Source organism: Streptomyces sp. SYP-A7185 (assembly GCF_046103685.1).
Taxonomy (GTDB): Bacteria; Actinomycetota; Actinomycetes; order Streptomycetales; family Streptomycetaceae; genus Streptomyces.
Genome location: NZ_CP122310.1, coordinates 9536138 through 9559350, shown reverse-complemented (window position 1 = coordinate 9559350; position 23213 = coordinate 9536138). Strand labels below are relative to the sequence as shown.

Annotated in this window: 21 protein-coding genes; 12 read left to right on the top strand and 9 right to left on the bottom strand. The window is 69.7% G+C overall.

Going from position 1 to position 23213, the window contains the following annotated elements; all coding sequences use genetic code 11:
- Positions 1–30: 30 nt before the first annotated feature.
- Positions 31–1086: a serine hydrolase domain-containing protein gene (locus tag QBL25_RS42345; protein ID WP_409062964.1), complete on the bottom strand. Its 1056-nt coding sequence runs from the start codon at positions 1084–1086 to the stop codon at positions 31–33.
- A gap of 241 nt (positions 1087–1327) precedes the next feature.
- Here QBL25_RS42345 and QBL25_RS42340 point away from each other — a divergent pair, with 241 nt between their 5' ends.
- From QBL25_RS42340 to QBL25_RS42330, 3 genes are all read left to right on the top strand, one after another.
- Positions 1328–1978: a TetR/AcrR family transcriptional regulator gene (locus QBL25_RS42340; RefSeq protein ID WP_409062310.1), complete on the top strand. Its 651-nt coding sequence runs from the start codon at positions 1328–1330 to the stop codon at positions 1976–1978.
- Positions 1979–2626: 648 nt separating this feature from the next.
- Positions 2627–3241, top strand: a complete 615-nt coding sequence (locus tag QBL25_RS42335; protein WP_409062309.1) for a hypothetical protein — start codon at positions 2627–2629, stop codon at positions 3239–3241.
- Between the two features lie 877 nt (positions 3242–4118).
- Positions 4119–4598, top strand: a complete 480-nt coding sequence (locus tag QBL25_RS42330) for a hypothetical protein (protein WP_409062308.1) — start codon at positions 4119–4121, stop codon at positions 4596–4598.
- Positions 4599–4715: 117 nt separating this feature from the next.
- On the opposite strand, the gene QBL25_RS42325 is transcribed toward QBL25_RS42330, so the two are convergent.
- A complete protein-coding gene (locus QBL25_RS42325) occupies positions 4716–5285 on the bottom strand; it encodes an SMI1/KNR4 family protein (protein WP_409062307.1) in 570 nt (189 codons plus the stop codon).
- A gap of 241 nt (positions 5286–5526) precedes the next feature.
- On the opposite strand from QBL25_RS42325, the gene QBL25_RS42320 reads away from it, so the two are divergent.
- Positions 5527–5733, top strand: coding sequence for a hypothetical protein (locus QBL25_RS42320; protein WP_409062306.1), 207 nt, complete (start codon positions 5527–5529; stop codon positions 5731–5733).
- A 42-nt stretch (positions 5734–5775) separates the two neighbouring features.
- On the opposite strand, the gene QBL25_RS42315 is transcribed toward QBL25_RS42320, so the two are convergent.
- The 4 genes from QBL25_RS42315 to QBL25_RS42300 all read right to left on the bottom strand — a co-directional run bounded on the left by QBL25_RS42315 (position 5776) and on the right by QBL25_RS42300 (position 8273).
- Positions 5776–6069: a hypothetical protein gene (locus tag QBL25_RS42315; protein ID WP_409062305.1), complete on the bottom strand. Its 294-nt coding sequence runs from the start codon at positions 6067–6069 to the stop codon at positions 5776–5778.
- Positions 6070–6343: 274 nt separating this feature from the next.
- Positions 6344–6613, bottom strand: a complete 270-nt coding sequence (locus QBL25_RS42310) for a hypothetical protein (protein ID WP_409062304.1) — start codon at positions 6611–6613, stop codon at positions 6344–6346.
- 77 nt (positions 6614–6690) lie between these two features.
- Positions 6691–6897: a hypothetical protein gene (locus QBL25_RS42305; protein WP_409062303.1), complete on the bottom strand. Its 207-nt coding sequence runs from the start codon at positions 6895–6897 to the stop codon at positions 6691–6693.
- 197 nt (positions 6898–7094) lie between these two features.
- A complete protein-coding gene (locus QBL25_RS42300; protein ID WP_409062302.1) occupies positions 7095–8273 on the bottom strand; it encodes a Cmx/CmrA family chloramphenicol efflux MFS transporter in 1179 nt (392 codons plus the stop codon).
- Between the two features lie 462 nt (positions 8274–8735).
- Here QBL25_RS42300 and QBL25_RS42295 point away from each other — a divergent pair, with 462 nt between their 5' ends.
- The 3 genes from QBL25_RS42295 to QBL25_RS42285 all read left to right on the top strand — a co-directional run bounded on the left by QBL25_RS42295 (position 8736) and on the right by QBL25_RS42285 (position 13539).
- Positions 8736–11213 (top strand): hypothetical protein, encoded by a 2478-nt coding sequence (locus tag QBL25_RS42295; protein WP_409062301.1) that lies wholly within the window; start codon positions 8736–8738, stop codon positions 11211–11213.
- A gap of 350 nt (positions 11214–11563) precedes the next feature.
- Complete coding sequence (locus QBL25_RS42290; protein ID WP_409062300.1) at positions 11564–12859, top strand: globin domain-containing protein; 1296 nt, start codon at positions 11564–11566, stop codon at positions 12857–12859.
- The gene (locus QBL25_RS42285) at positions 12856–13539 is read left to right on the top strand and encodes a pyridoxamine 5'-phosphate oxidase family protein (protein WP_409062299.1); all 684 of its coding nucleotides are present in this window, start codon (positions 12856–12858) and stop codon (positions 13537–13539) included. Before QBL25_RS42290 ends, QBL25_RS42285 begins: the two co-directional genes overlap by 4 nt.
- 36 nt (positions 13540–13575) lie before the next feature.
- Here QBL25_RS42285 and QBL25_RS42280 read toward each other — a convergent pair whose 3' ends face one another.
- Positions 13576–14037 (bottom strand): polyketide cyclase, encoded by a 462-nt coding sequence (locus QBL25_RS42280; protein WP_409062298.1) that lies wholly within the window; start codon positions 14035–14037, stop codon positions 13576–13578.
- 167 nt (positions 14038–14204) lie between these two features.
- Here QBL25_RS42280 and QBL25_RS42275 point away from each other — a divergent pair, with 167 nt between their 5' ends.
- From QBL25_RS42275 to QBL25_RS42260, 4 genes are all read left to right on the top strand, one after another.
- Entirely contained in the window at positions 14205–17546 is a 3342-nt protein-coding gene (locus QBL25_RS42275) for a S8 family serine peptidase (protein WP_409062297.1), read from the top strand.
- Positions 17547–17732: 186 nt separating this feature from the next.
- On the top strand, positions 17733–18152 hold the full coding sequence (locus QBL25_RS42270; RefSeq protein ID WP_409062296.1) for an FKBP-type peptidyl-prolyl cis-trans isomerase: 420 nt from the start codon (positions 17733–17735) through the stop codon (positions 18150–18152).
- A gap of 99 nt (positions 18153–18251) precedes the next feature.
- Entirely contained in the window at positions 18252–19199 is a 948-nt protein-coding gene (locus QBL25_RS42265) for a pentapeptide repeat-containing protein (RefSeq protein ID WP_409062295.1), read from the top strand.
- Between the two features lie 273 nt (positions 19200–19472).
- Positions 19473–20210, top strand: coding sequence for a D-Ala-D-Ala carboxypeptidase family metallohydrolase (locus tag QBL25_RS42260; RefSeq protein WP_409062294.1), 738 nt, complete (start codon positions 19473–19475; stop codon positions 20208–20210).
- A 341-nt stretch (positions 20211–20551) separates the two neighbouring features.
- On the opposite strand, the gene QBL25_RS42255 is transcribed toward QBL25_RS42260, so the two are convergent.
- A complete protein-coding gene (locus tag QBL25_RS42255) occupies positions 20552–21568 on the bottom strand; it encodes an HNH endonuclease (protein ID WP_409062293.1) in 1017 nt (338 codons plus the stop codon).
- Positions 21565–22212, bottom strand: coding sequence for a class I SAM-dependent methyltransferase (locus QBL25_RS42250; RefSeq protein WP_409062292.1), 648 nt, complete (start codon positions 22210–22212; stop codon positions 21565–21567). Before QBL25_RS42250 ends, QBL25_RS42255 begins: the two co-directional genes overlap by 4 nt.
- Positions 22213–22521: 309 nt before the next feature.
- Between QBL25_RS42250 and QBL25_RS42245 the strand changes: the two genes are divergently transcribed.
- The gene (locus QBL25_RS42245; protein WP_409062291.1) at positions 22522–23040 is read left to right on the top strand and encodes a hypothetical protein; all 519 of its coding nucleotides are present in this window, start codon (positions 22522–22524) and stop codon (positions 23038–23040) included.
- Positions 23041–23213 lie beyond the last annotated feature (173 nt).

Sequence of the window (23213 nt, the reverse complement as noted above, 5' to 3'; positions counted from 1 at the left end):
GCAGCCACCGGGGTCGAGCAGGCGGCCCGGTCAGCCGTACATCGCCACGTCGTAGAGGGTGGCCAACGCGCCGTCGATGGCGTGGGGCTGCGGCATGCCGGAGGAGTCGAGCGTGTTCCATCGCTGAAGGTTCACCGCGACCGCCATCTGCCGTAGGCCGTCGGCGCGGGTCATGGCCAGCGCGCCGCCGCCCCAGACCGTGCCGCCGTGCCCCCAGAAAGTGGCCTTTCCGGGGCTCTCCATCGGGTACAGACCCAGGCCGTACTCGATCGTCTTTCCCTCTTGGGAGATGACCGGGACGGTACGTTGCATCTGCGCCAGCGACGCCGGGCTGACGATCTCTCCGGCCAGCAGCAGGCCGTAGAAGCGGTTGAGGTCGGCGAGGGTCGATATCAGCGAGGCCGCCGAAGTCACCCAGGACATGTCGTACACGCTGTAGTCGCGTGGCGGGTCGATCATGCCGAACCACGCCTCGTAGAGCTGTGAGTGTGGCCCGTCGATGTACGGGCCGGTGGGCAGCTCGCTGGCCTGGAGCCCGGCGCGCTTGATGACGTGGTCGGTGATGTACTGCTCGGCCGTGGTGCCGGTGACCTGCGCCAGGAGTTCACCCAGCAGGAGGTAGTTGGTGTTGGAGTAGACCCCCGGCGTGCCGCCCGGGGTGCCGACGGCAGGTGCGCTGACCCCCCACTCGATGAGTTCGACGGGGTCGAATGGTGTGAACCGGTGGTCGTCCAAGCTCTGGGGCCCGGTGTCCGCGACGGCGGGAAGCCCCTTGAGGGAGGGGTAGGCGTACGGGAGGTACTCGGCGAGGCCACTGGTGTGGTTGATCAGCATCCGGACGGTGATCGCGTCTCCGCGTTCGCCGGGCACCAGGTTCGGCAGGTAGCGGCCGATCGGTGCGTCGAGAGCGATCTGTCCGCCTTCCACCTGCTGGAGCACCGCGGCGGCGGTGAAGGTCTTGGTGATGCTGCCGACGCGGTGGCGCAGATCGGCGGTGACGGGGCGGCCGGTGGTGACATCGGCGACCCCGGCGGCGCCGCGCCAGACCTGATCGCCTTCCCGGACCTCGGCGAACAGGCCCGGCATCCCGCAGCGGTGGACGTTCTCCAGGGCGGCGTCCAGAGCCGCGCGGTTCAGTGAGCTCTTCACGTCATGCGTCCTTTCGTGTTCCCCGGGTGAGCTGCATGAGCTGCGCGTCGGTCGCCGACCCGGGCAACAGGGCACGAATGGCGTGCCGGCCGGCCCGGCACACCCATGACCTCATTATGCACGCGGTGCGTGCAACACCAAGTGCACAGCTAGGATGAGATCCGATGAGAGGAGCACGATGACAGGCCGACGGCGCTGGTCAACCGATGAAATCCTGGACGCGGCGGCGGAGTTGCTGCGCACGAGCGACGCGGATTCGTTCAGCGTGCGCAAGCTCGCCGCGGTGCTCGGCACCGACTCCTCCAGCCTGTACCGACACTTCCGCAGCAAGACCGAACTGCTGCGCGCGGTCGCCGACCGGATCCTGGCGGCCGCGATGGACGACTACCGGCCCCAGGGCGACTGGAAGCAGCGCATCACCGCGCTGGCCCTGCACGTACGAGAGGCTTTCGGCCAGCAGCCCGAGCTCGCCGCGGTCTGGGGACGCTACGCCTCCAGCGGCACCGGCTCCCGGCTGGCCATGGAAGAAGTGCTGCACGCCCTGCGCACGTCAGGGCTGCCCGACGAGCAGATCCCGGCGCAGTACCACCGCATCACGATCCTCATCGCCGCTTTGATCGCCTCCGATGCCGGGATCAGCACCATCACCCCCGCCGAGTACGAACAGGGCAGGGAGCTGTTTCGTGTGGCGGTGCTGGGCGCCGATCCCGAACGCTTCCCGACCGTGGCCCACTTCGCCCGCGACCTGCGCCCCCTCGGCGTGGATCGCCGCGCCGCGTTCGAACAGCTTCTCGCCGCCCAACTCGCCCACATCGAGACCACCATCTGACCCGAACCTGCCGTCCGGCTCGAAACCGCCGGCAATCGCCCGAGCCGAACCACGGCCAACAGCACGACGAGCACGGCTGGATCGCCCCCGGGCGGGGGCCACTTACATCTGCGGCGCCCCGCCGGCTGCCAGCCGATGGCGGCCCGCAGGAGCAACCCGCCGACCCGGCCGTCACCCGGCCGCGTAGGCTGCCGCCCGAGCACCACGCAAGCGGACCGCCCGTTGTCGGTGACCGCGGCCTCGGCGGAGCCATGCGGACCAGGTCACCGGCGGGCCGTCAGGCCGTCGCCTGTCAGGCTGCTCCTACGGACTCAACACCCGAGAGGAGCCCATGCACCGACAGATATGCACGCGTCGAACAAAGCGCTCCGCCCTGCCAAGTGGCGTACACGCGGCAGCAATTACGGCCATCAACGGAACGTCCGATGCAGGCGAGCGTCGGTTCGGTCGCCGTTGCGGATGCGGCACCGTGGGACACGGCCTGTGAGTCTTCTCAGCCGCGGGCACCCCTGCTCTCCGTCCTGGACGTCGGCCGATTGGAACCGTGCGTATACGGGCGGATGCGTCTCGCCAATTGTCCGGTATCCGTCCCAGGTGTTGCCCGCCCGGTGGAGACTGCCCTTCACCTTCGTGACACCCAGGGGCCCCATGACCGACACTCCGCAGCGTCCGCCGCGTCCAGATGAGGAACTCGCACGGTTCCACGACGGCGACACCCTCGACAGCATCCCCGTCGTGCGCCCGTCACCTCCGCCCGAGCGCCGACGATGCCTTCGGCTCATCCTGCTGGCGCTCGCCGTCAGCGCGGTGGGTGCCCTCGCCGGGGTCGGGGTCGTCTCCCTCTCCGAGGGCAAAGGATCAGACGGGAAGGAACAGGTGGCGGCACCGCCCGCGAGGTCCAGCACGCCGCTGAGCTCGTACTCCGCACCAAGCAGCGCGCCACCCTCGTCCACCACGCGGGTGGAGCAAGTGCGCATCATCCAGACACCGCAGACGGGCGGTGATCCCGGAGCGGACTATTGCCTCGTCTACACAGGCTCCTTCTCCGGTACTGCGCGAGAAGCAATCTTGCTGATGGGGGCACCGGCGTACCAGTGCTCCGAGTTGCTGCCCTTCGACCCCAGCGGCGAGACACCGGCGTTCACCGTGGAGGTACCGGATTGCGTGGCTCCTGCCCGGCCGGCGGTGGTGACGTTCGCGGAGCCCGGGGGCTGGGAAAACGAGTTGCAATACACGTGTCTGACCGAGCACAACGGCGCTTAGTCCCAACGACGTTGGGGCGGCGGGCCAGGGTCGGACAGGCTCTCAGGACGGCGCCCAAATGCCTCGCGCCGTCATCGGGCGGCGCCGCGGTCACTCGGTCCGGTGACCGGTCGCGAAGTGGCCGTCTTCCGGAGCGGACTTGGGAGAGAGTCGGGCTCGTGCGCCGCGCCCTCACGACCCTCATAGCCCTCGCCCTGCTCGGCACCGCCGGGTGCACTTCCACGCCGGAGCCCGCTGATCCGCATCGGCTGCCGCCTCGCCGATCGCTCGCGCCTACGGGGGCCGCAGCCTCCACTCCCGCCACCTCTCGTCCTCCCGCCGTGCAGCCCGCAGCCCGTGACGCCCTGGTGCCGAGCGGCATTGGCCAGGGCCGAGGGGAGAAGGGGCAGCCGAAGCCAAAGGAACGGACGCCGCGGCGCACGGAGTCCGCCGCCGTCGACCACAAGCCGTCGGCGCGAGGTTCTGCACCTCCTCCAGCAACCCGGGTGCCGGCATCACCGCCTCGTCCTGCGGTGCAGCCACCGGAGCGGCGCCCGGCCCCTGCGGCGCCCCGTCCCGTGCGGCCGCGAACGACGTATGACGGCCGCGTCGCGTGCAGGTTGGCGGACGGTGTGGCTGACCCCGCCCTCGTGGCTCTGTGCTGGGAGCAGTTCGGGCGGTGAGTTCCGTCCACGGGTCGAACTGCCCGTCAGCGCCCCTCCGCCAGGGGGGAGTTGATGTTCGGCTTCATGAGCGCGGCGCAGCGTCGCCTGCCACGCGCCGAGGACACGTGGCAGCAGGAGCCGTCAGCCCACACCTCCCAAGCGTCGGCATGCTTCGCATGGTCGGAGACCGGGGCCGCTGGTGTGGCAGCAGAGGGTGAGACAGCATGCCGCGCATGGACTGGATGCCTCTGCTCTCCACGCTGACCGGTGCCGTCATCGGCATCGCCGCCACCTTGATCGCCGATCGCAGCCGGTGGCGGCGCGAGGAAACACGACACGCGCTGGAAGTACGGCGCTCCGTCTACACCCAGTACGCATCCGCCCTCAAAGACGCCGGGGAAGAGATCCGGGCCGTCGCGCTGGGCGATCACATGACCGAGTCAGCACGGGACACGGCGGTACGTGAGGCCTTCCGCCAGACCGGACTGCACACGGCCAGCGAGCAACTCTGGCTCGTGGGCCCGCCCCTCGTGGTCGTGGCCGGGAACCAGGCGTTTCACAGCCTGCGCCAGCTCCGCGACGCCTACGCCCAAGGAGTCGCCGTCGGCTCGGCCCAGGACCGCGCCCTCATCCAGCACCGCCGCACCGCCATGGCCCACATGCGCCGGCGCATGCGGGAAGACCTGGGCGTCGGGGCCTTGGACATCGAATGATCCCTGCCGTCGCCGGCTGCACGCGTGATCATGCCTTCGGACCGCCAGCGTCTTCGGGCCGTCGGCCGTCACGGAGAGCGGTGTCATTCACCGGGCCGGCCCGGGGGCACTCGTGCTTCACGACCAGACGAGTCGCCCTTCGGCGGCTTCACAGACCGGATGGTTGCCTTCGGCGATCGCCGTCAGCATCTTGGCCACGGAGTCGAAGTAGTGAGCCAGTGATGCGTACTCGCCGGTGATCGTGCTCTCGCCCACGAACCACCTGCCGATACGCCCGTCCCGCACGTCGATGAACTTGCCCATCCAGCCGTCTTGATCCGACAGGAACGCAATCCACTCGTTGCGCCAAAACGGATGCTCCGTCTGACCCGGAGGGTCGAACCCCCCGGGCATGGCGCGCATCGCGTAAAGCTTCTCCACCCCGCGGATACCCAAAAAGAAGCTGCCCTCGTCCGGGAACCCGGCGAAACCGCAACACGTCACGTCGTCATCCTCCTCTTCCTCAGGAAGATCCAGACTGTTCTGCAGCAGCCACGCCCGCAGGTCCGAAGGCAACGGGAGACCCATCCGCTCCTCGGCCGCCGCGAGCATCTCCTCCGTGGCGGGTCCCGGCAGATCCGCGTGATCGGCCGGGGCGTGCTGCCGAAGAAGACGCATCACGCCAGACCAGCTCTCCTCCACACTCATGGCCCACTGCCCTCCATTGCCCACTGCCCTCTTTGGGCGACGACTGCCCCAATGACTGCCTCACTGCGGCGATACGGCTCGAAGCATCCAATCATCCGCTCTCAAGACGTGTGTGAGCGCCCGGTCGATGCGGCCCGCCACTCGTCCTCGGACCCGACAATCGCCCCATCGCTCGGCCCGCCGGGGCCGTCGACCAATGTAATGGTTGTTGTGTCCTAGACAGTTACGCGATGTTGGTGCCATGACTCCCGCCTCCGTGATCACACCGCCGGTCGACCGCTGTCCCGTCTGTGCCGAACCGACTCCGGACAACACCCAGTTGTGGGCGCTCAGGTCCCACCACCGCACATCCGAGGGCGAGGTCGAGTACTGCATCGGCGGCTGCGGCTGTCTCGTCATCCTGGTCGACGGTGAGATGATCAAGAGCGTCCCCGCCGACCGCCGCTGATCCGGCAAGGCAGCCCCGCGGCATGACCGCTGCGCCTGCCCGTCACCTCATGTGGTCCACACGCTGCAACCCGAGCGTCAGGTGATCCAGGACGGCCTCGGGATCCAGGTCGTAGGCCTTCGCCGCCACGCCTACGCTCAGTTCCGCGGCGTGGGTCATCGCCCACAGCAGCGCCTCGTGTGCTGCGACGTCATCACCCAGCTGCCGCCTCAAGCGGTCAACGGCCTCCACGAGTTGGGCCTCCGAGGCAGGGGCATAGCCGTTTTGCAGGGCACCGCGCAACAACGTCATGGCTTCCAGCGCGGCAGAGGGGCGGTACTGGCTCTCGAGAGGCATGCGCGTTCCTTTCTGCACCAGCGGGGTCTTCGGGCACCGCCTGAGTTGCTGCGAAGTTTTGACGTCTGCGGTGCCCCCGCTGTTCTGCCCCGTTGCCCTCGCCCGTCGCACGCACGCCTGGTGCCACTCTTGCGGTGGATACAGGCACGAGCCGCGTCGAACTGGGGTGCTGCCTTCGATCAGAGACGCTCAAGGCTCAGCGAACAGGGCGTTGCCCGGTTTCGCTGCCACGACGGATCAGCACCACAGTGAGACGCCGGCTGAGGTCATCAGCTCAGGCGGTGTCCACGTACCAGATCGCGGTTCCATAGGCACGCCATCCACCGTCTCGGCTGCTGCCTCCGACCCATTCCGCTCTCACGCCCAGGACCTCGTCTGCTCCATCGGCTGCGGCATTCACCGACAGGGAGGAGAACACCGCCTCCAGCGAGGTTTCCTGGGTCGACCAGTAGATCGTGCCTTGCCGCCAACTGGTGCTGCGCGATGGGGTATTCACCGTGGCAATCGGAATGGGAAAGGGCAGGTCTTGGTTCCTCGATGACATGCCATGATCTTGCCAATGTCCCGGCACCTGGCGCCAGACCAACAGCTTCCGACCGGTCCAGCCACCACTCCGACCTTCTAGTTGGGCTCCCAGTTGCCGTTGGTGCTCAAGTCCCCCGTGGTGGAGGGCACCTGGAACCCGTCCGGCACGGACTGGATACAGCCGCCAGCGCACTGGATGGTGAGTTCGCTCGCCTGGGTGCTTGCGGCCGGACCGATCAGTAGCGCCGCAGCGAGGCCGCCCACGGCAAGCAGACCTGTGGTCGACCGAGTCGTTCGCTGCATGTCGTTCCCCTCTCGTGGTCCTCGACAGCCGCATCGTGGCACGCGACCTATCCCAGGAACGAACCTTTCGGCACCGGCCGGCCGCTCGTGTCTCCGTGGCTCCCGACCAAGACGGCCCGGACGAGGCGAAGGCTCTCGCCGCGCGGGCGACGGCCACTCCCCCGGCTCGGGCTGTCCAGGGGTGGGTCAGGTCGGTGTCACCGCAGCACCACGGTGCTGCGCTGGTCCGTGATGACGGTGCGCAGGGGCAGCGCGATGAGCAGCGCGACGGCGACGAGGCATCCGCTCGCCCACAGCGGCCCAAGGACGCCCCCGCCGGTGTGGAGCGAGGCCGCGGCGACGAGGGGGCCGGCGGCGGCACCCACGTTGAGTGCTGCCGTCGCATAGGAACCGGCCATCGTGGGGGCCGCCTCGGCCTCGTAGAGGACCCGCGTGATCAGGGTGCTGCCCAGCGCGAAGGACAGTGCACCCTGCACGAACAGGAGGACGAACAGGGCGACCGGCTCCTTTCCCAGCACCGCCAGCGCCGGCCAGCCGATGAGCAGCAGCGGACCTCCGATCGCGATCACCGGGCCAGGCCTGCGGTCGGACAGCCGTCCGGCGACGGTGACGCCCACGAAGGACCCGGCACCGAAGAGCATCAGAGCGGCAGAGATCCACCAGTCGGCCAGCCCGGCGCTGTCGGTCACCACGGGGGCAAGGAAGGTGAGACCGGCGAAGGTTGCCGCGTTGACCAGCGCGCCGAGCAGCATCACCAGGATCAGCCGCGGCTTGCCGAGCTCGGCGAGTTCCGACCGCAGGGCCGGCCTGCCAAGCGCCGGATCCTCGTCACGTCCTGCGGGGATTCCTCGCAGGATGCCCACAGCGGCGGGCAAGCAGAGCACGGCGACGGCCCAGAAGGTGGCACGCCAGCCAAGAGCCGTGCCGAGCATCGCCCCGCCGGGCACCCCAGCGACGGTGGCCACCGTCGTGCCGGACAGCAGCACGGCCAGCGCGCGTCCTTTTCGGTCGGGTGAGACCAGCGCGGCCGCAGCCGTCAAAGCCACCGCCAGGAACCCCGCGTTGGCGAGCGCGGCGACGACTCGGCCGGCGAACAGGACGAAGAAGCTCGTGGTGAGCGCTGCCACGGCGTGCGCGGCGGCGAAGACCAGGATGAACCCGAGCAGGGCCGGACGCCTGGGCCAGTTGCGGGCCAGCGCGGCCACCAGAGGAGCGCCGACGACCATGCCGATCGCGAAGGCCGAGGTGAGTGTGCCTGCCGCCCCGACGGTGACGTCGAGATCCGAGGCGATGTCCGGCAGGAGGCCGGCGAGCATGAACTCCGATGTGCCCATGGCGCAGACGGCCATGGCAAGCAGATACAGCGGGAGAGGCATCGAGTGGCTCCGAGGTGAAAAGGGGCACGAGAAGAAGGACATCTCGTCGCCGCGGCCAGCCCTCGGCGCGCCCTGGTCCCGTCGCAGAAAGCGGCGCGAGAGCAGGGCGGTGAAATCAGTGGTGCAGGGGGCTGACGGCGTGACCGAAAGCCCCCACCTCGTCTGACTCAGGACTCGACATGCGCCGCACCTTATCCGACCGATGCCCATCGGGGCCTCTGGTTTCACGGGCGCCGGCCCGCACGGCCCCCGTCCGGGTCCGCAGCCGTTTCTGATCCTGCGGACAAGTCCACCAAGACAGGTCATGGCTCCGGCCGATCCCCGCCGACAGCCCTCAGGCAGTGCCCGCACCTGATGAATTGAGCCCCGCCGCAGGCGACATGCCGCACACTTTTGTCATGATATTGGATGCTTATTGGATAAAGTCCGCCTTCGGTACATGTCATCGCAGGGAGACCGATCATGAGGCCGCAAGGCAACCGCTGGACCAGGCCGCGCCCGTGGAGAGCCCCCCTACGAGCCGGGGCGACCGCCCTGGCACTCGTGCTCGGAGGTTCGCCCGCCGCCGCAGGTGCCACAGCCGATGTCCCCACCCCCGCCGCCGGAAGCTCCGTCGTCACGGTGAAAACCGGCGGCGACAGAAACGGTGACGCCACGGTCGCCCCGCTCGCGGGCGTGCGCCTCGCCCTGTACGCCAGCGAGAGCGCCACCCAGCCCGTCGCCGCCGGGTGGGCACAGTGCACCTCGGATGCCGACGGAGACTGCAACTTCACGGTGCCGGACACGGCGAGCGGCGGAGCCAACGCGGGCCAGCGGTTCTGGGTGCGGCAGACCGCCGGGGGCGTGCCCTCCGGGTGGTTCATGAACCCGACGCTGCGCACCGGTTCGGGCAGTGGTTCGGGGTCGGTCGAGTCGCCGTACCAATTCCGTACGCCGGCGCTGACAGGCGGTCAGACGTACTCCTCCACCTCTGATTTCATGCAGAGCACGGCCTGGTCGTCGAGCCCGTACCTCGCCTCGGGCGGTATCTGGCAGCAGTCGCGCACGAATCCGGAACTTCCGCAGTCCTGTGGTCTGGACGTGGCCGTGGTCCTTGACCTGTCGGCTTCGGTCGGCAGCGCGCTGCCCCAGCTCAAGCAGGCGACCGACAAGCTGACGAACACGCTGACCGGCACACCCTCACGGCTTGCGCTCTTCTCCTTCGACCGCAACTCACCGAGCACCGGCACCACCAACCACCCCGGTCTGCTGCCGGTGTCCACGAAGGCGGGAGCGGACGCCTTCAAAGAGCTGTACGCGGACTGGACACTGGGCTCGGGCACCAACTGGGACCAGGGGCTGAACGCGGTCGCCCAGGCAGACCCGGTCTACGACATGGTCGTCGTACTCACCGACGGCAACCCGACCCGGTGGAGCAAACCCGCCACCGGTGATGGCTCCAACACTCATTTCGCCGACGTCGAGGGCGGCATCTTCGCTGCCAACGCGGTCAAAGCGGAGGGCTCGCGGGTTGTCGCGGTCGGAGTCGGCAAGGGCGTCGAGGGGGTGTCCGGGCTCAACTTGAAGGCGCTCTCGGGCGAGGCCGCGTTCGATGACGCCGATCCGAACCCGGCGACCGCCGACTACTACCAGACCACCGACTTCTCCGCGGCCGGAGAGGCCCTGCGGAACATGGCCCTCACCCGCTGCGAGGGCACGCTGTCCGTCATCAAGCAGATCGTGCCCGCGGACACGGAGGGCGAAGATGTGACGGGAGCGAAACCGGCCGGCGAGGGCTGGCAATTCAACGCGTCGACCACCCAGACCGGTGTGGGCGGGCTGCCGGACACGCAGACCACCACGGACGACAAGACCGGCGGCGTCGTGTTCAGGCCGACGTTCCCGGCCGCTGTCCCCGATGCGGACGTCACGGTCGCCGAGGCCCAGCAGCCGGACCACTCCCTGGTCACGCAGGGAGGCAAGAACGCCGTGTGCACCAATCTCGACGACGGTTCGACGGTGGAGGTCACCAACGCCGGTACGGACAAGGCCCCCGGGTTCACCGTGGATGTTCCGCGTCTGTCGGCCGTCAGCTGCGTCGTCCACAACCGGCCCGCTCGGACCGCGGACGTGACCGTGCACAAGAAGTGGACGGTGGACGGCACGACCTACGACCACACCGACCGTCCCGATGGCCTCGAGGCGAAACTGACCCTGACGGGTCCCGCCGGAGCGGGCGCCACCGCCCAGGCCTGGGGCGCCACTCGCGAGGGCTACACCGTCGGCGACACCGCGACGATCGCCGAGACCCCCGTGCTGCCCGCCTCCTGCGAGCTCGACGACAGCCGCCTTATCGCAGCCAACGGCACCGAGGTCGACGCGTCGCTCCCCTACGCCGCTGAACTGACCGCCGAGCACAACACGTTCACCGTGGAGAATCGGATCACCTGCAAGGCCCGGCTGACCTTGGTGAAGAAAGTGGTGAACGCGCACGAAGGCACCGCGTCCCCCTCGAACTGGACGCTTGCCGCCAACGGCCCGGACGACCTGTCCGGCGTCACGGGCACGCCGGAGGTGACGGCCGTGGCCGTGGAGGCCGGCACGTACACGCTGTCGGAGTCAGATGGCCCGGCGGGCTACGACGCCGGGGACTGGACATGTGAGACGTCCAGCGGCGCCCTCCCGGCGAGCGACGGGAAGGTGACCGTGCCTGCCGGAGCAGCGGTGACCTGCACCGTCACGAACACAGACCGCCCCACCGCGACGGCTACGCCCACCCCGACCCCGGCGCCCAGCGAGCCGGTGCCAAGTGAGCCCGCCCCGACGCAGGCCACGTCGCCCCCGGACGACGACGAGCTGGCCGAGACCGGAGACAGCACCGGACTGTGGCTGGGCCTCGTCGCGGCCCTGCTGGTGGCCACGGGCACCCTGCTCACCACCTGGCGGCTGCGCAAGCGCTGAGGGCGGCGCGGCCCAGTGTGGGCGGCCCTCTCGCCGCGCCGACGCGGCGGCAACCGCTGCACCTTTCAGAGATCGAGGCCGGGGGCGGCGGACCACACGGGCCGCCGCCCTGGGCGGTAACCGGGGTCGGCAGAACAGGGCACAACCGGCGCGCTCCGGCAGTGTTCACAGGGTCCGCACCTGTCCCGCTTGCCAAACGGGGCACCACTGAGCAAGTGTTGCCGCACGGCAAGTGATCAGTTACGAGATACCCGGGCACCCGGCGGACGCGTGGGAGAAACGAGCGGCGTGAGAGTTCGACCTGGGGCCGCGACGTTCGGACCACTGCCCGCTGATGCGCGGGGCTCCGTGTGACGCTCGGCACCGACCGGGGCCGCCTCTCGCCGCACGGCGGCGCGCCTCTCCCGCCCGCGGCTGACGGCCCCTGGCAGCAGCGCCCCGGGGCGCATGCCCTGCCCCAGCCGCTGAGCCCGTACGAGTGCGATCTCATCCGGCGCAGCCTCGCCGTGGTCGAACCGCAGGCCCAGGAACTGACCGTCTACTTCTACACCATCCTCTTCGTGCGCCATCCCGGGGTGCGTGAGCTGTTCCCGGAGAACATGGACGTACAAAGAGACCGGCTGCTGCGGGCCCTGCTGCGCATCGTGGATCTCGTCGACTCCCCCGAGAACCTGGCCCGCTTCTGTTCCCGTCTCGGCCGCGACCACCGCAAGTTCGGGGCGCTGGCAGGTCACTACGCGGCCGTCGGCGAATGCCTGCTGGCGACGCTCGCCCGGTACGCCGGGCCCGCCTGGACGCCGGAGATCGCTCGGGCCTGGCAGCGTGCTTACGCCACTGCCTCCGAGACGATGATCCTTGCGGCGGACGACGACACCCGGCTTCGCCCCGCGGTCTGGGAAGCCCGGATCGTCAAGCACCGCCCGCTGGGCAACGCCCTGGCCGAAGTCACGGTGGCGACGAACGTTGCCTACCCCTACCTACCCGGTCAGTTCGTCAGCATGGAAACGCCGTGGCACCCCCGGATCTGGCGGCATTTCTCGCCCGCCAACGCCCCCCGCCTCGACTCGACCCTGACCTTCCACATCCGGCACGTCCCCGGCGGCCAGGTGAGCCACGCCCTCGTCTACCAGGCACGGGTCGGAGACCTCGTACGCCTCGGCCCTCCGGAAGGCGACATGGTCCTCTCGGCGGCCTCCGCACACGATCTGCTGTTCGTGGCGGGCGGCACCGGTCTCGCCCCCGTCAAGGCATTGATCGAGCAACTGGCGGCAGACCAGCACAGGCAGCAAGAACGGCGGGTGACACTCTTCGTCGGCGCGCGCACCGGCGAGGAGCTCTACGGGTTCCACGACATGCTGCGGCTGTCGCAGCGTCACCACTGGCTGACGGTCCGCGCGGCCGTCTCCCACGAGCGCATCCCCGGGGCTCAGGGCTCCCTGCCCGAGGTCATCGCCGCCTCCGGACCCTGGGGGCACGCGGAGGCATTCGTCAGCGGACCCCCTGCCATGATCACTGCTACCCGGGAGGTGCTCCTGCGGTGCGGGGTGCCGGCCGCCCGGATCCATCACGACCCCTTGGGCCTGCCGGTACTCGAGGCCCCGCTGGGACCGGCCCATCAGGCGAAAGCAGAGGACGACCTCATATGAACGACCGGCCCGCAGGCCCCGGCTCCGCCGGCGAACGACTGCTGCAGAGCCATCTGGGATCCACCCAGCGCGCGGCCACCTTCTACGACCGGCAGGTCCAGCCCTGTCTCACCCGGCAGATGCGTGACTTCATCGGGCAGCAGGCCATGGTCTTCCTGTCGAGCGCCGACGCGGCCGGCAACTGTGACACCGGATTCCGGGCCGGGCCTCCCGGCTTCGTCATCAGCCTCGACGCGCACACCCTGGTCTACCCCGAATACCGGGGCAACGGAGTCCACGCCAGCAACGGAAACATCCTCGAGAATCCCCACCTGGGCATGCTGTTCATGGATTTCACCCACCACCACATCGGGCTCCATGTCAACGGCACGGCGCAGGTGGTCACCGACGCCGAACAGCGACGTGTCTGGCCGCACCTGCCCACCGACACCGCGCAAAGCCGCCGGCCGGACCTGTGGGTGAATCTCACGGTGGACGAGGCCTATGTGCAGTGCTCGAAGTACATTCCGCACCTGGAACCGGCGCCCCGCCCCCGAGGATCGACGGCGCCCCGCCCCAAGGACAGCGACTACTTCGTCCCGGCCGTTCCCTCCCCGCGCCGGCCCGCCCGCTCCGACCAGGTGAGCGGCCTGCCCCTGGGGCAGCACGGCGAGCCGGGACTCACGCCCGAACGCAGCTGAGGAGCTGAGGAGCCCAGGAGCCGGTTGCCTGCCCCGCTACTCCACGTTCCGCGCCAGAATCCCGAGCGTTGCGCGCAACCCCGCCTCGGGGATGACGGGAAAGATGCCCGCCTCCCGATAGCGCTCCTCGATCTCGCTCCAGTCGTAGTACGAGGTGACCAGCGTGCCGTTCTCTCCGGCCTGGAGCCGATAGCCGTAGAGGTGGCGTATGGGGGGCTGCACCTGTCCGGAGATCGTCCATTCGATCAGGGCATCCTGCTCGAACTTCGTGATGATCACGGTGACGTCGTACTTGCCCAGCGGGTAGTCGTTCAACGCCTCCCGGTCCATGTGAACGACGAATTCGTCGCCGGCCGCGCGTACGGGCTTCCCCTCGGCGGATTGCAGCATCCCTGAACTGTCGATCGCCACGTGCCCGGCCGGCTCACACAGCAGCGCGAAGATCTTCTCCGGGGAAGCGGCAATCTCGCGCTGGACTTCGAATCGCTCTGTCGTCATGTGGACCACCCTTACACGATCGCCAGTCCGAAAGATGTCTCAGGAACATCTTCCGGCTCCCCAGAACCAAACACCCCAAAGATCACGTGGTACGGGCGACCACATCAAGCACGCTCAGAGACAGGCAAAATCGGGTGGCAGTCATATCAAGGGTGGGGACGGCGGCAATGGCCGCCGTGGTGTCCGGCGCACTGGTCGCGGGGGTGGCCTCGGCCGACTCCGGGCCAGGGGCAGGCACAGGGCCGGACCGCGCCACGGGCACACAGACCGGTGGGCAGACCACGACCGATCGGGGAACGCAGGGCGGGAAGACGCAGGACGGGAAGACGCAGACCGTCACGCTGGTCACCGGCGACCGGGTGGTCGTTCGGGCAGGGGGCAAGCAGGTCGTCCGGCTGATCCGCGGCAAGGGCCGCGAGGAGGTCGCGATCGCGGTACGGCGCGAGGCCGGGCACACCTACGTCGTGCCGCAGGACGCCCAGGCGCTGATCGGCGCGGGCAGGCTGGACCGACGCCTCTTCGACGTCACGCGGCTCGTCAGGGACAAGTACGACGACGCCCATCGCGCGTCACTGCCGCTGATCGTCAAGTACCGGCCGGGCCGCGACAACGGCCGCTCGGACGACACCCTCCACGGTCTGGCCCGCGACCGCCAGGCCCTGCCCGCCATCGGCGGTGAGGCGTTCGACGCGCCCAAGTCCGACGCGGGGGACGTGTGGACCAAGCTCACCGGTGGCACGGGCGGCCGCACGAACGCGCGCACCACCGTGTCCCCGGCCATCGCACACGTCTGGCTGGACGCCAAGGTGCGCCCCGCTCTGGACAAGAGCGTGCCGCAGATCGGCGCTCCCACCATGTGGCGGGCCGGATTCACCGGCAAGGGCGTGAAGGTGGCCGTCCTGGACACCGGCGTCGACCAGACGCACCCGGACCTCAAGGGCGTCGAGGTCATCGAGAAGAACTTCACCGAGTCCGCACCCGACGCCAAGGACCGCATGGGCCATGGCACGCACGTCGCCTCGACCCTCGCGGGTTCCGGGGCCAAGTCGGGCGGCAAGTACAAGGGCGTGGCGCCCGACGTGCAGCTCCTGGACGGCAAGGTCATCTCCGAGGTGGAGGGCACGGGCACCGACTCGAGCATCGCCGCCGGCATGCAGTGGGCGGTGGACAGCGGCGCGAAGATCGTCAACCTGAGCCTGGGCAGCCTCGACTCGCCGGGAACCGATCCGATGGAGGAAGCCGTCGCACGGCTCTCCGGCAAAGCCCTCTTCGTCATCGCGGCGGGCAACGACGGCCCCGAGCCCGGCACGTTGAACACACCCGGCAGCGCGCCCGCCGCCCTGACCGTCGGCTCCGTCGACAAGCAGGACAACATCGCGGAGACCTCCAGCCGAGGCCCTCAGGCCGACGGGGTCGCCAAGCCCGACCTGACCGCGCCCGGTGACGACATCACGGCCGCGCGCTCCACACAGATCCCCGACCCCGCCGACAGCGACCCCTACGTCGCCATGTCGGGCACCTCGATGGCGACGCCGCACGTGGCCGGTTCCGCCGCGCTGCTCCTCCAGCAGCATCCCACCTGGACCGGCCCGCAGCTCAAGGCCGCGCTGACCGGCTCCGCCAAGCCCCACCCCACCCTCAACGCCCATGCGCAAGGGGCGGGCCGCGTCGACCTGACGCGCGCCGTCACCGCGTCCGTCGTCCCCGAGCCCGGCACGGTCGCCTTCGGCACGCAGGCCTGGCCGCACACCGACGACAAGCCGGTCACCAAGACGGTCACCTACCGCAACCTCGGCACCAAGCCGGTGACCCTCACGCTGTCCGCCGACGCGCTGGACCCCAAGGGCCGCCCGGGCCCGGCGGGCCTGTTCACCGTCAAGGACGCCAAGCTCACCGTCCCGGCGGGCGGCAGCGCGAAGACCACCGTCACCGCCCACACCAGGATCGGCACCGCCGACGGCGTCTACGGCGGGACGCTGCTGGCCTCCGGCGACGGCCAGGAGGTGCGCACCGCCCTCGTCGTGGACCGTGAGGTCGAGTCGTACGACCTCACGCTGAAGCACCTCGACGTCAACGGCAAGGACTCGCTCAACTACGCCACCACGCTCACCGACAGCACCCAGCGGAAGATCGAGGTGCCGTTCAGCGAGGGGCCGGTGACTCTGCGGGTGCCCAAGGGCACGTACGCGCTGGAGAGCTCCGTCTTCGGCCCGACCAAGAGCTTCGCGGTCTTCGTCCAGCCGAAGCTGAAGGTCGCCGCGAAGGCGACGCTCACGCTGGATTCCCGTCAGGCCAAGCCGGTCGCCGTCACCACTCCGGACGCCGGCGCCCGTCTCACGGCGGCGCACATCAGCTACGACGACTCGGCTCTGGGCATCGCGAGCAGCTGGAGCCTCGGCGGCGACACCGTCATCCGCACCCTGGGGCTCGGCGCCGCATCGCCCACGCTGAACGCCCAGTACAACGGCGTCTGGAAGGCCTCGGGCGCGGCCGCGACCAAGGTGGACTACCGGTTGGGCTTCAGCCGCAGCGGCAGCTGGTTCACGGGCCTGAAGCACGCCACGACCAAAGCCGAGCTCGCCGAGGTGAAGTACGGCCTCGGCGCCTCCGCCGCCGGGCGCAAGGGCACCCTGTCCGCCACGCCGATCGGTGCGAACGACTACAACCCGCCGCTCCAGCCGGTGACGAAGCTGAAGCTCCCGGCCTCCGGCACGAGCTTCATCAACACCAAGGGCCTGCGGTGGAGTTGGTCCATGGCGCAGCTCGATGACGCGGGGGATTCCACCATCGACTACGGCACCGGCACGGTCGCGTACAAGGCGGGCAAGCGCTACACGCTGAACTTCAACACCGGCGTCGTCGGCCCGGACCTCGATGCCGATGACGGGCAGGGCGCGCGGCGCGCGGGCAACTCCATGGACGCGTACATCCAGCTCTTCGGCGATGGTGCGGGGCACGCGGGCAGTTCGGTGACGACCGGTGGCTTCACCCGGCTGGAGTCCGGCGGCCGGGTCATCGCCGAAGGCGGCCCCGGTGCGGTGAACGCCGACCTGCCGGCCGCTTCCGCCTCCTACCGGCTCGTCACGGAGGCCACCCGCCCGGCCAAGGTCGCCACGACCAGCACCAAGGTGGCCGCGGCCTGGACGTTCAAGTCGGCGAAGACGCCCGACAACCCGCCCACGGCGCTGCCCCTGTCCACCGTCCGTCTCGCGCCGAAACTGGCGCTGAACGGCACGGCCCCGGCAGGCAGCACGCTCAAGGTGCCGCTGAAGGTGGCCGGCGCGGCCGCCGCCCCCGACAAGATCGCAACCCTGACCGTCAAGGTCTCCTACGACGGAGGCAGCACATGGAAGACGGCCCCCGTCACGACCGACACCCTGGGGGCGCGCACGGCGAGCGTGAAGCACCCGGCGACGGCCAAGGCCGTGTCGGTCCGCGTGTATCTGAAGGACACCTCCGGCAACACCGTGACCGAGACGATCACGAACGCCTACCGGCTCGCTCCGTGACGCGGTGCCCCCACCCATGACGGGCCCCGGAAGCACGTCATGAAGCCGGGCCACGGGAGGACCTCCCGTGGCCCGGCCTTCTTCGGAGCACCGCCACTGCCGGTAGCGTGATCGCTTGGCCCGTGGACCGTCCACGGGGCCGGCCGACCCGCGCACGGGACTCCGGCGGCGAACGATGGGACCGCGATGAGCGAACTGACCAAGCCCACAGTCAAGGTTCCGGAGGGGGACGCGCCCACCGAGCTGACGACCCGGGACCTCGTGGTGGGCGACGGACCCGAGGCCCAGCCGGGCAGGGTCGTACGAGTGCACTACGTAGGAGTCACCTTCGCGTCCGGCAAGGAATTCGACTCCTCCTGGGAGCAGGACCGGCCCTTCAAGTTCGCTGTCGGCGGTGGCCGGGCCATCAAGGGCTGGGACCGGGGAGTGCGGGGGATGAAGGTCGGCGGCCGACGCGAGATCATCGTCCCCCCGCGTCTCGGCTACGGCAAGCAGTCACCCTCCGCACTGATCCCGCCGGGCTCGACACTGATCTTCGTCGTGGACTTGCTCTCGGTCGTGGACGGGACCACCCCGGGGCGCTCCCACTCGACCGGCGCGGCCTGACACCCGTACGCAGTCCTGCCGCCGTCATCGTGCCGCCGGTGCCGGGACGAGTTGCGTCGACAGGCTGCAACCGATGGTGATCTTGGGTGATCCTTCGGTGTGCTTCCTCAACTGAAACGCCGCCGGACGTCACGTGGGCTGCGCCTGTGGCCCGTCGGCCTTGCCCTGACCTTCACCTTCCTCACCGCGCTGGCCGTGGCGGGGACGGTGTTCGTCACCGGGTGGGACCTGCTCGGCGCCCGCGGCCTGAAGCCCCAGCGCCACATGGACGCCTCGACGCTCTTCGACCTGGTGAAGCTGGCGTTCGGGGTGGTCGCCGGGGCCGGTGCGCTGGTCGCCCTGGTGGTGGCCTACCGCCGCCAGCGGGTGGACGAGGACGGCGCGCTGCGCGAGGCGGCCCGCCTGCACACCGAGCGGTTCACCACCGCGGTGTCCCAACTGGGCGAGGAGTCCGCGGCGGTGCGCCTGGGCGGGGTGCACGCGCTGGCCAATCTTGCCGACGACGCCCCCACCGACCTGCTGCGCCAGACCTGCATCGACGTGCTGTGCGCCTATCTGCGCCTGCCCTATCTTCCCGAGTCCGATCTGCCGCCAGACGACGCCGCCGCCCGGCGTACCTACCTGGCACTGCGGGAGGTGCGGCACACCATCATCCGCGTCATCCGGGACCGCACGTCGGTGGGCCCCGAGGAGACGCACCTGTCCTGGCAGGGGCACGACTTCGATTTCACCGGCGTCGTCTTCGACGGCGGTGACTTCTCCAGCGCGGTGTTCGCCACCGGCGGCACGGTCTCCTTCCGTGACGCTCGGTTCTCCAGCGGCAGGGTCGACTTCCGCGGTGCGCTCTTCGCCGGCGGCACGGTCGACTTCACCCGCGCGCAGTTTTCCGACGGCACGATCGACCTCACCGGCGCGCAGCTCTGCGGGTCCCGGCTCGACTTCACGGACGCCGAGGGCAGCGCGCCGAGTCACCTGCTGCCTGCGGGCGGGCAGCCGTTGCCGGCCGGCCTGCTCAATGTGCCTGCGTCCTGGTGGCTGTCGACCTGAGACCCGCAGTGCTGACGCAGCGCTTTTTGGGCGCTTCCCGCGCGGGTGAGGCGGGCGCGGTAAGCACGCTCGGCCCGGCGCTCCGCCGTCGAGGCCGTCGAGGCCGTCGAGGCCGTCGAGGGTGTCGAGGGTGTCGAGGCCGTCGAGGCCGTCGATCGCCAATGGTCCGACAAATGACGGCCGTACACGTCCCGTTGACGTGCGCCGCCCCTCCCGCCAGGCTCGGGATGCACGTGCGCATCTCCCATCCCCCGCCCCTCATGGAGTGCCCCGATGACCAGACGCACCGCACGACTCGTCCTATCGATTGTCATGCTCATTGCCGCCACTCTGGGCGGTGTCGTGGCAACCACCGGAACCGCTCAGGCCGACAGCTGTTACACCTGGTCGCGCACCCTGTCCCAGGGGTCCTCGGGTGCCGACGTGACGCAGCTGCAGGTACGGGTGGCAGGCCACGCCGGCAGCGGCGGCGCGCTCGCAATCGACGGTGCCTACGGCCCGGCGACCACCGCCGCGGTCAAACGGTTCCAGTCGGCCTACGGACTGGCCGCCGACGGCGTCGCCGGCCCGGCGACCTTCAGCAAGATCTACGCCCTTCAGGACAACGACTGCACACCGATCCACTTCACCTACGCCGAACTCAACACCTGCAACTCCACCTGGGCCGGCGGCGCTGTGAGCGCAAGCACCGCGAAGTCCAACGCGTTGCGCACCATGTGGAAGCTCGAGGCCTTGCGGCACGCCCTGGGTGACCAGCCCATTCGCGTGACCAGTGGATTCCGCTCGCACGCCTGCAACGACGCGGTCGGCGGCGCAGACGGAAGCCGCCACCTGTACGGCGACGCGGCCGACCTCGGCGCGGGCCCGCACTCGCTGTGCCGCCTGGCCCAGCAGGCCCGCAACCACGGCTTCAACGGGATTCTCGGCCCCGGCTACCCGGGCCACGGCGACCACACTCACCTCGACCACCGCGCGAGCCGCTTCTGGTCGGCGTCGTCCTGCGGTATCTGAACACACCGGCGGGCGCCCCTGATCCCCTCAGAGGGCGCCTGCGCGTCACCGCTGCACAAGCCCGACCCAGTCCCCCGCCCCAGACGGCAATCCAGCCGCCGGGTCCACCAGGGCGCGCCGAGGCCGGCCCACCACCGAGGGAAAAGGGCCCGCTCGCGCAGGAGATCGACCGCACCCTCCCCTGACCCGCCCCCGCCGCCTGCCTTCGTCGTAGAGCCGGATCACGCTCCGCGACGAAGGCAAAGGCGGCTTCAGCACGGCACGCGCCTTCGCCCGACGGCGAAGGTGCCGACAGGCGAGTTCCGCCGCTCCGGGAACTTCCCGCCCACCCACGGGCCGCGTCAAAGGCAGCAGCGCTGCACCTCGTGCAGGAAATCTGCCCACCGGACGGACACCCGGCTACCCGGTGCTGCCTGCAGGACAAGACGCAGGGTCTGCCGCAAGGGATGCGGAGAGCCCATGATCGCCTCGTTGCGCCTCGCCAACCGGTCCAGTTCGTCGGGTCGTGGCAGACGATCGCTCTTGGCGCTGTTGCAAGCCTCGTGCGCGGGGGCCAGATTCCACAGCACGTCCAGGTCGGGGCCAGTCCAGGCGCCGACGCTGGCGTAGCGCTGCATGAGCGAGTAGGGGAAGACGTGGTCGACGGCGACCGCATCGGCCAGGTCGAGCACGTCGTCGCAGGTCAGGCAGCGGCCGTGTTGGAATCCGAGCAAGGCGTCGGCTACGCCGGCGATCGAGCGGCGGCGGCGCTTGTCGGTCAGTTCCACCGTCGGCCAGTTCACGGTGACGCCCTCTTGGACGAGGGCACGGCCGATGCCGGCGGCGAAGGAGCACTCCACGATGCTCCAGCGTGCGCCGAGCTCAGCCCGTAGGCCTGTCGCCTGATCCGACTGCGCCACCTGCAAGAGCTCGGGCGTCAGCCGGACGCTGCGTCGCCGCGGAGACCCCGTCACCTCGTAGAAGCGGTGGGGGACTTGGCTTCCGCCTCGCAGGTTGTGGAACTTCTGCATGACCATCGCGGGCATCGACTTGACCGCGGCGTCCAGCAGCAGGTCCGTGGGTCGGCCGAGCTGTCGTGTCTCCTCGCGCTCGGCGGCCGCGATGCCCAGGAAATCGGCTTCGCCGATCGAGGCGCCCTCGGGCGCCTGAGGGGCCTTGGCCGCGTGCTCGGCCAGGCTCATGGCGTACGGCACGGCGAGCTCGCGCAGCAGGATCTCTGTGTGCCCGTGTCTGGCGTGCTCGAGCAGCGCCTCACCGAGGGCGAACTTGTAGGTGCGGGAGTTGGCCCCCATCAAGATCGCCAAACGCCAGGACGACCGGGCGGACGGCTCGGCCGAGAAGAAGGCATCCGCTGTCACACCGGCCCCTTCCGCAGCGCCAGTTCGCTCCAGTGGATCTCGTTGCGGTCCAGCTGGTCCTGACCACCGCCGAGGTGCGCGAGGCCCAGGCCGCACTCCTGGGCCAGGGCGGCAGTCTCGGCCGCAGGTACGTCGAACATGGTGCGGTCGGCCGGTGGTGGTCCGTGACGCAGCGAGATGAGCAGCAAACCTCCGGGGGCCAGGAGTTCGGCCAGGCGACGCATGGCCGCGGTCCGCTCCCGCGGTTCCAGGTGCATCCACACCGCGGAGAGCAGGATCAGCCCGAAACGCCCCTCCACCCGCTCCAGGCCGGGCAGCGAATCCTCCAGCCAGGTGATGGGGACGTCCGGATGCAGCTGCTGAGCCACCAGCCGCAGCTCCCGGACCGGCTCGACCGCGAGGACCTCGTGGCCGCGCCCGGCCAGAGCCGCCGCATCCCGGCCGGTGCCCGCACCGATGTCGGCGACCCGCACCGGGCTCTGGGGCAACAGGTGCAGGATCTGCCCGTGCACGGACTCGAAGGTCAGGCTCTCGTACCGCTCGGCCAGTGCGGCAGCTGCGGACGCGTAGTTGGGCTGGGCCCCTGAGGACGGGACGTACGGCGGGCCGGGGACATCCTCCCCGTCGGCAGCAAGACTGGTCATGTCGGCACACTACGACGCCCCACTGACACTCCGAATCGACGCCGACGAGCAGCGCGTCCCCGAACTCGCCCACCCTCGCCCCAGCGAGACGAGGGGAGGGCACGAGGAAACCCGTCCGAGCACCGCACGGTGGCGGTCAGTCCACATGGAGGTCTCGCCCCAGGCGAACAGCCGTGAAAGGCGCCGGAGGCGTGCCATCCCTGGTTGGAGCATCCTTTAGGGCCTCCTGGTACAGCTGTGGCCGCGAAGCAGGGCGGCTTCCTTGGCGGGATCCCCGAAGAGCGCGCTGGCTGGCCTACGGTTTGTTCCATGACGAGTGATGGCGTGGTCGTGGACGAGGCGATCCGTGCGGCGTGGGCCGCCTACCGGGTCCTGGACAAACGGACGTCTGCTGAGGGTCGCCAGGAGGCGCAGCAGCAGGTCGAGGCAGCGGTGGACGCCCACGGACGGGAGGAGGTGTCTCGGGGCACGGTCTTTTTGGTCGGCGTGCTGACCGGATACCTGATCGCCGAGCAATCCGGCGGCGAGGACCGGCTCGATCCGCTCAGCGATCTGATCCCCGCCGTGATCCGCAAACTCCCCACGTTCGAGAAGGCCGACCCGGCTCAGGTGCCGATGGCCACCGGTGTCCTCATGGCCGCCGCGATGGGCATGGACACCGTGGCGTGGCGCGACCGGTTCGGACGGATTCCGGCGGAGGAGGCGCTGGTGCACGGCTTCGTGTTGTGGCTCCTCGCCGACCTTTTCGATTCCCTGGCCGGACGGCCAGGAGTCATCGACCAACTGATGCGGGAGACTTTCGACGCGATGGCTGCCGAACAGAGCTGACGTGTGGGCTCGTGCAGGGGCCTGCGCAGCCAGGAGCGGCCGCTGGTACCACACACGGGCCGAGCCCTGCGGCTGCTCGCACGTCACCGCGTGGTCCGCTCAGATGTCATGACCCTGATGTACTCGGATAGGGTCCGCTTGCGCCGTGATCGGTCACCAGACGGTGCACACAT

Excerpts from the sequence above, each read along its gene's own strand:
- QBL25_RS42345 (WP_409062964.1), bottom strand. The coding sequence starts at position 1,086 with ATGCCGGGCCTGTTCGCCGAGGTCCGGGAAGGCGATCAGGTCTGGCGC.
- QBL25_RS42280 (WP_409062298.1), bottom strand. The coding sequence starts at position 14,037 with ATGACGACAGAGCGATTCGAAGTCCAGCGCGAGATTGCCGCTTCCCCG.
- QBL25_RS42285 (WP_409062299.1), top strand. The coding sequence starts at position 12,856 with ATGAACGACCGGCCCGCAGGCCCCGGCTCCGCCGGCGAACGACTGCTG.
- QBL25_RS42270 (WP_409062296.1), top strand. The coding sequence starts at position 17,733 with ATGAGCGAACTGACCAAGCCCACAGTCAAGGTTCCGGAGGGGGACGCG.
- QBL25_RS42245 (WP_409062291.1), top strand. The coding sequence starts at position 22,522 with ATGACGAGTGATGGCGTGGTCGTGGACGAGGCGATCCGTGCGGCGTGG.
- QBL25_RS42305 (WP_409062303.1), bottom strand. The coding sequence starts at position 6,897 with ATGCAGCGAACGACTCGGTCGACCACAGGTCTGCTTGCCGTGGGCGGC.
- QBL25_RS42325 (WP_409062307.1), bottom strand. The coding sequence starts at position 5,285 with ATGAGTGTGGAGGAGAGCTGGTCTGGCGTGATGCGTCTTCTTCGGCAG.
- QBL25_RS42340 (WP_409062310.1), top strand. The coding sequence starts at position 1,328 with ATGACAGGCCGACGGCGCTGGTCAACCGATGAAATCCTGGACGCGGCG.
- QBL25_RS42250 (WP_409062292.1), bottom strand. The coding sequence starts at position 22,212 with ATGACCAGTCTTGCTGCCGACGGGGAGGATGTCCCCGGCCCGCCGTAC.
- QBL25_RS42260 (WP_409062294.1), top strand. The coding sequence starts at position 19,473 with ATGACCAGACGCACCGCACGACTCGTCCTATCGATTGTCATGCTCATT.
- QBL25_RS42310 (WP_409062304.1), bottom strand. The coding sequence starts at position 6,613 with ATGTCATCGAGGAACCAAGACCTGCCCTTTCCCATTCCGATTGCCACG.
- QBL25_RS42275 (WP_409062297.1), top strand. The coding sequence starts at position 14,205 with ATGGCCGCCGTGGTGTCCGGCGCACTGGTCGCGGGGGTGGCCTCGGCC.
- QBL25_RS42295 (WP_409062301.1), top strand. The coding sequence starts at position 8,736 with ATGAGGCCGCAAGGCAACCGCTGGACCAGGCCGCGCCCGTGGAGAGCC.
- QBL25_RS42335 (WP_409062309.1), top strand. The coding sequence starts at position 2,627 with ATGACCGACACTCCGCAGCGTCCGCCGCGTCCAGATGAGGAACTCGCA.
- QBL25_RS42300 (WP_409062302.1), bottom strand. The coding sequence starts at position 8,273 with ATGCCTCTCCCGCTGTATCTGCTTGCCATGGCCGTCTGCGCCATGGGC.
- QBL25_RS42330 (WP_409062308.1), top strand. The coding sequence starts at position 4,119 with ATGGACTGGATGCCTCTGCTCTCCACGCTGACCGGTGCCGTCATCGGC.
- QBL25_RS42320 (WP_409062306.1), top strand. The coding sequence starts at position 5,527 with ATGACTCCCGCCTCCGTGATCACACCGCCGGTCGACCGCTGTCCCGTC.
- QBL25_RS42315 (WP_409062305.1), bottom strand. The coding sequence starts at position 6,069 with ATGCCTCTCGAGAGCCAGTACCGCCCCTCTGCCGCGCTGGAAGCCATG.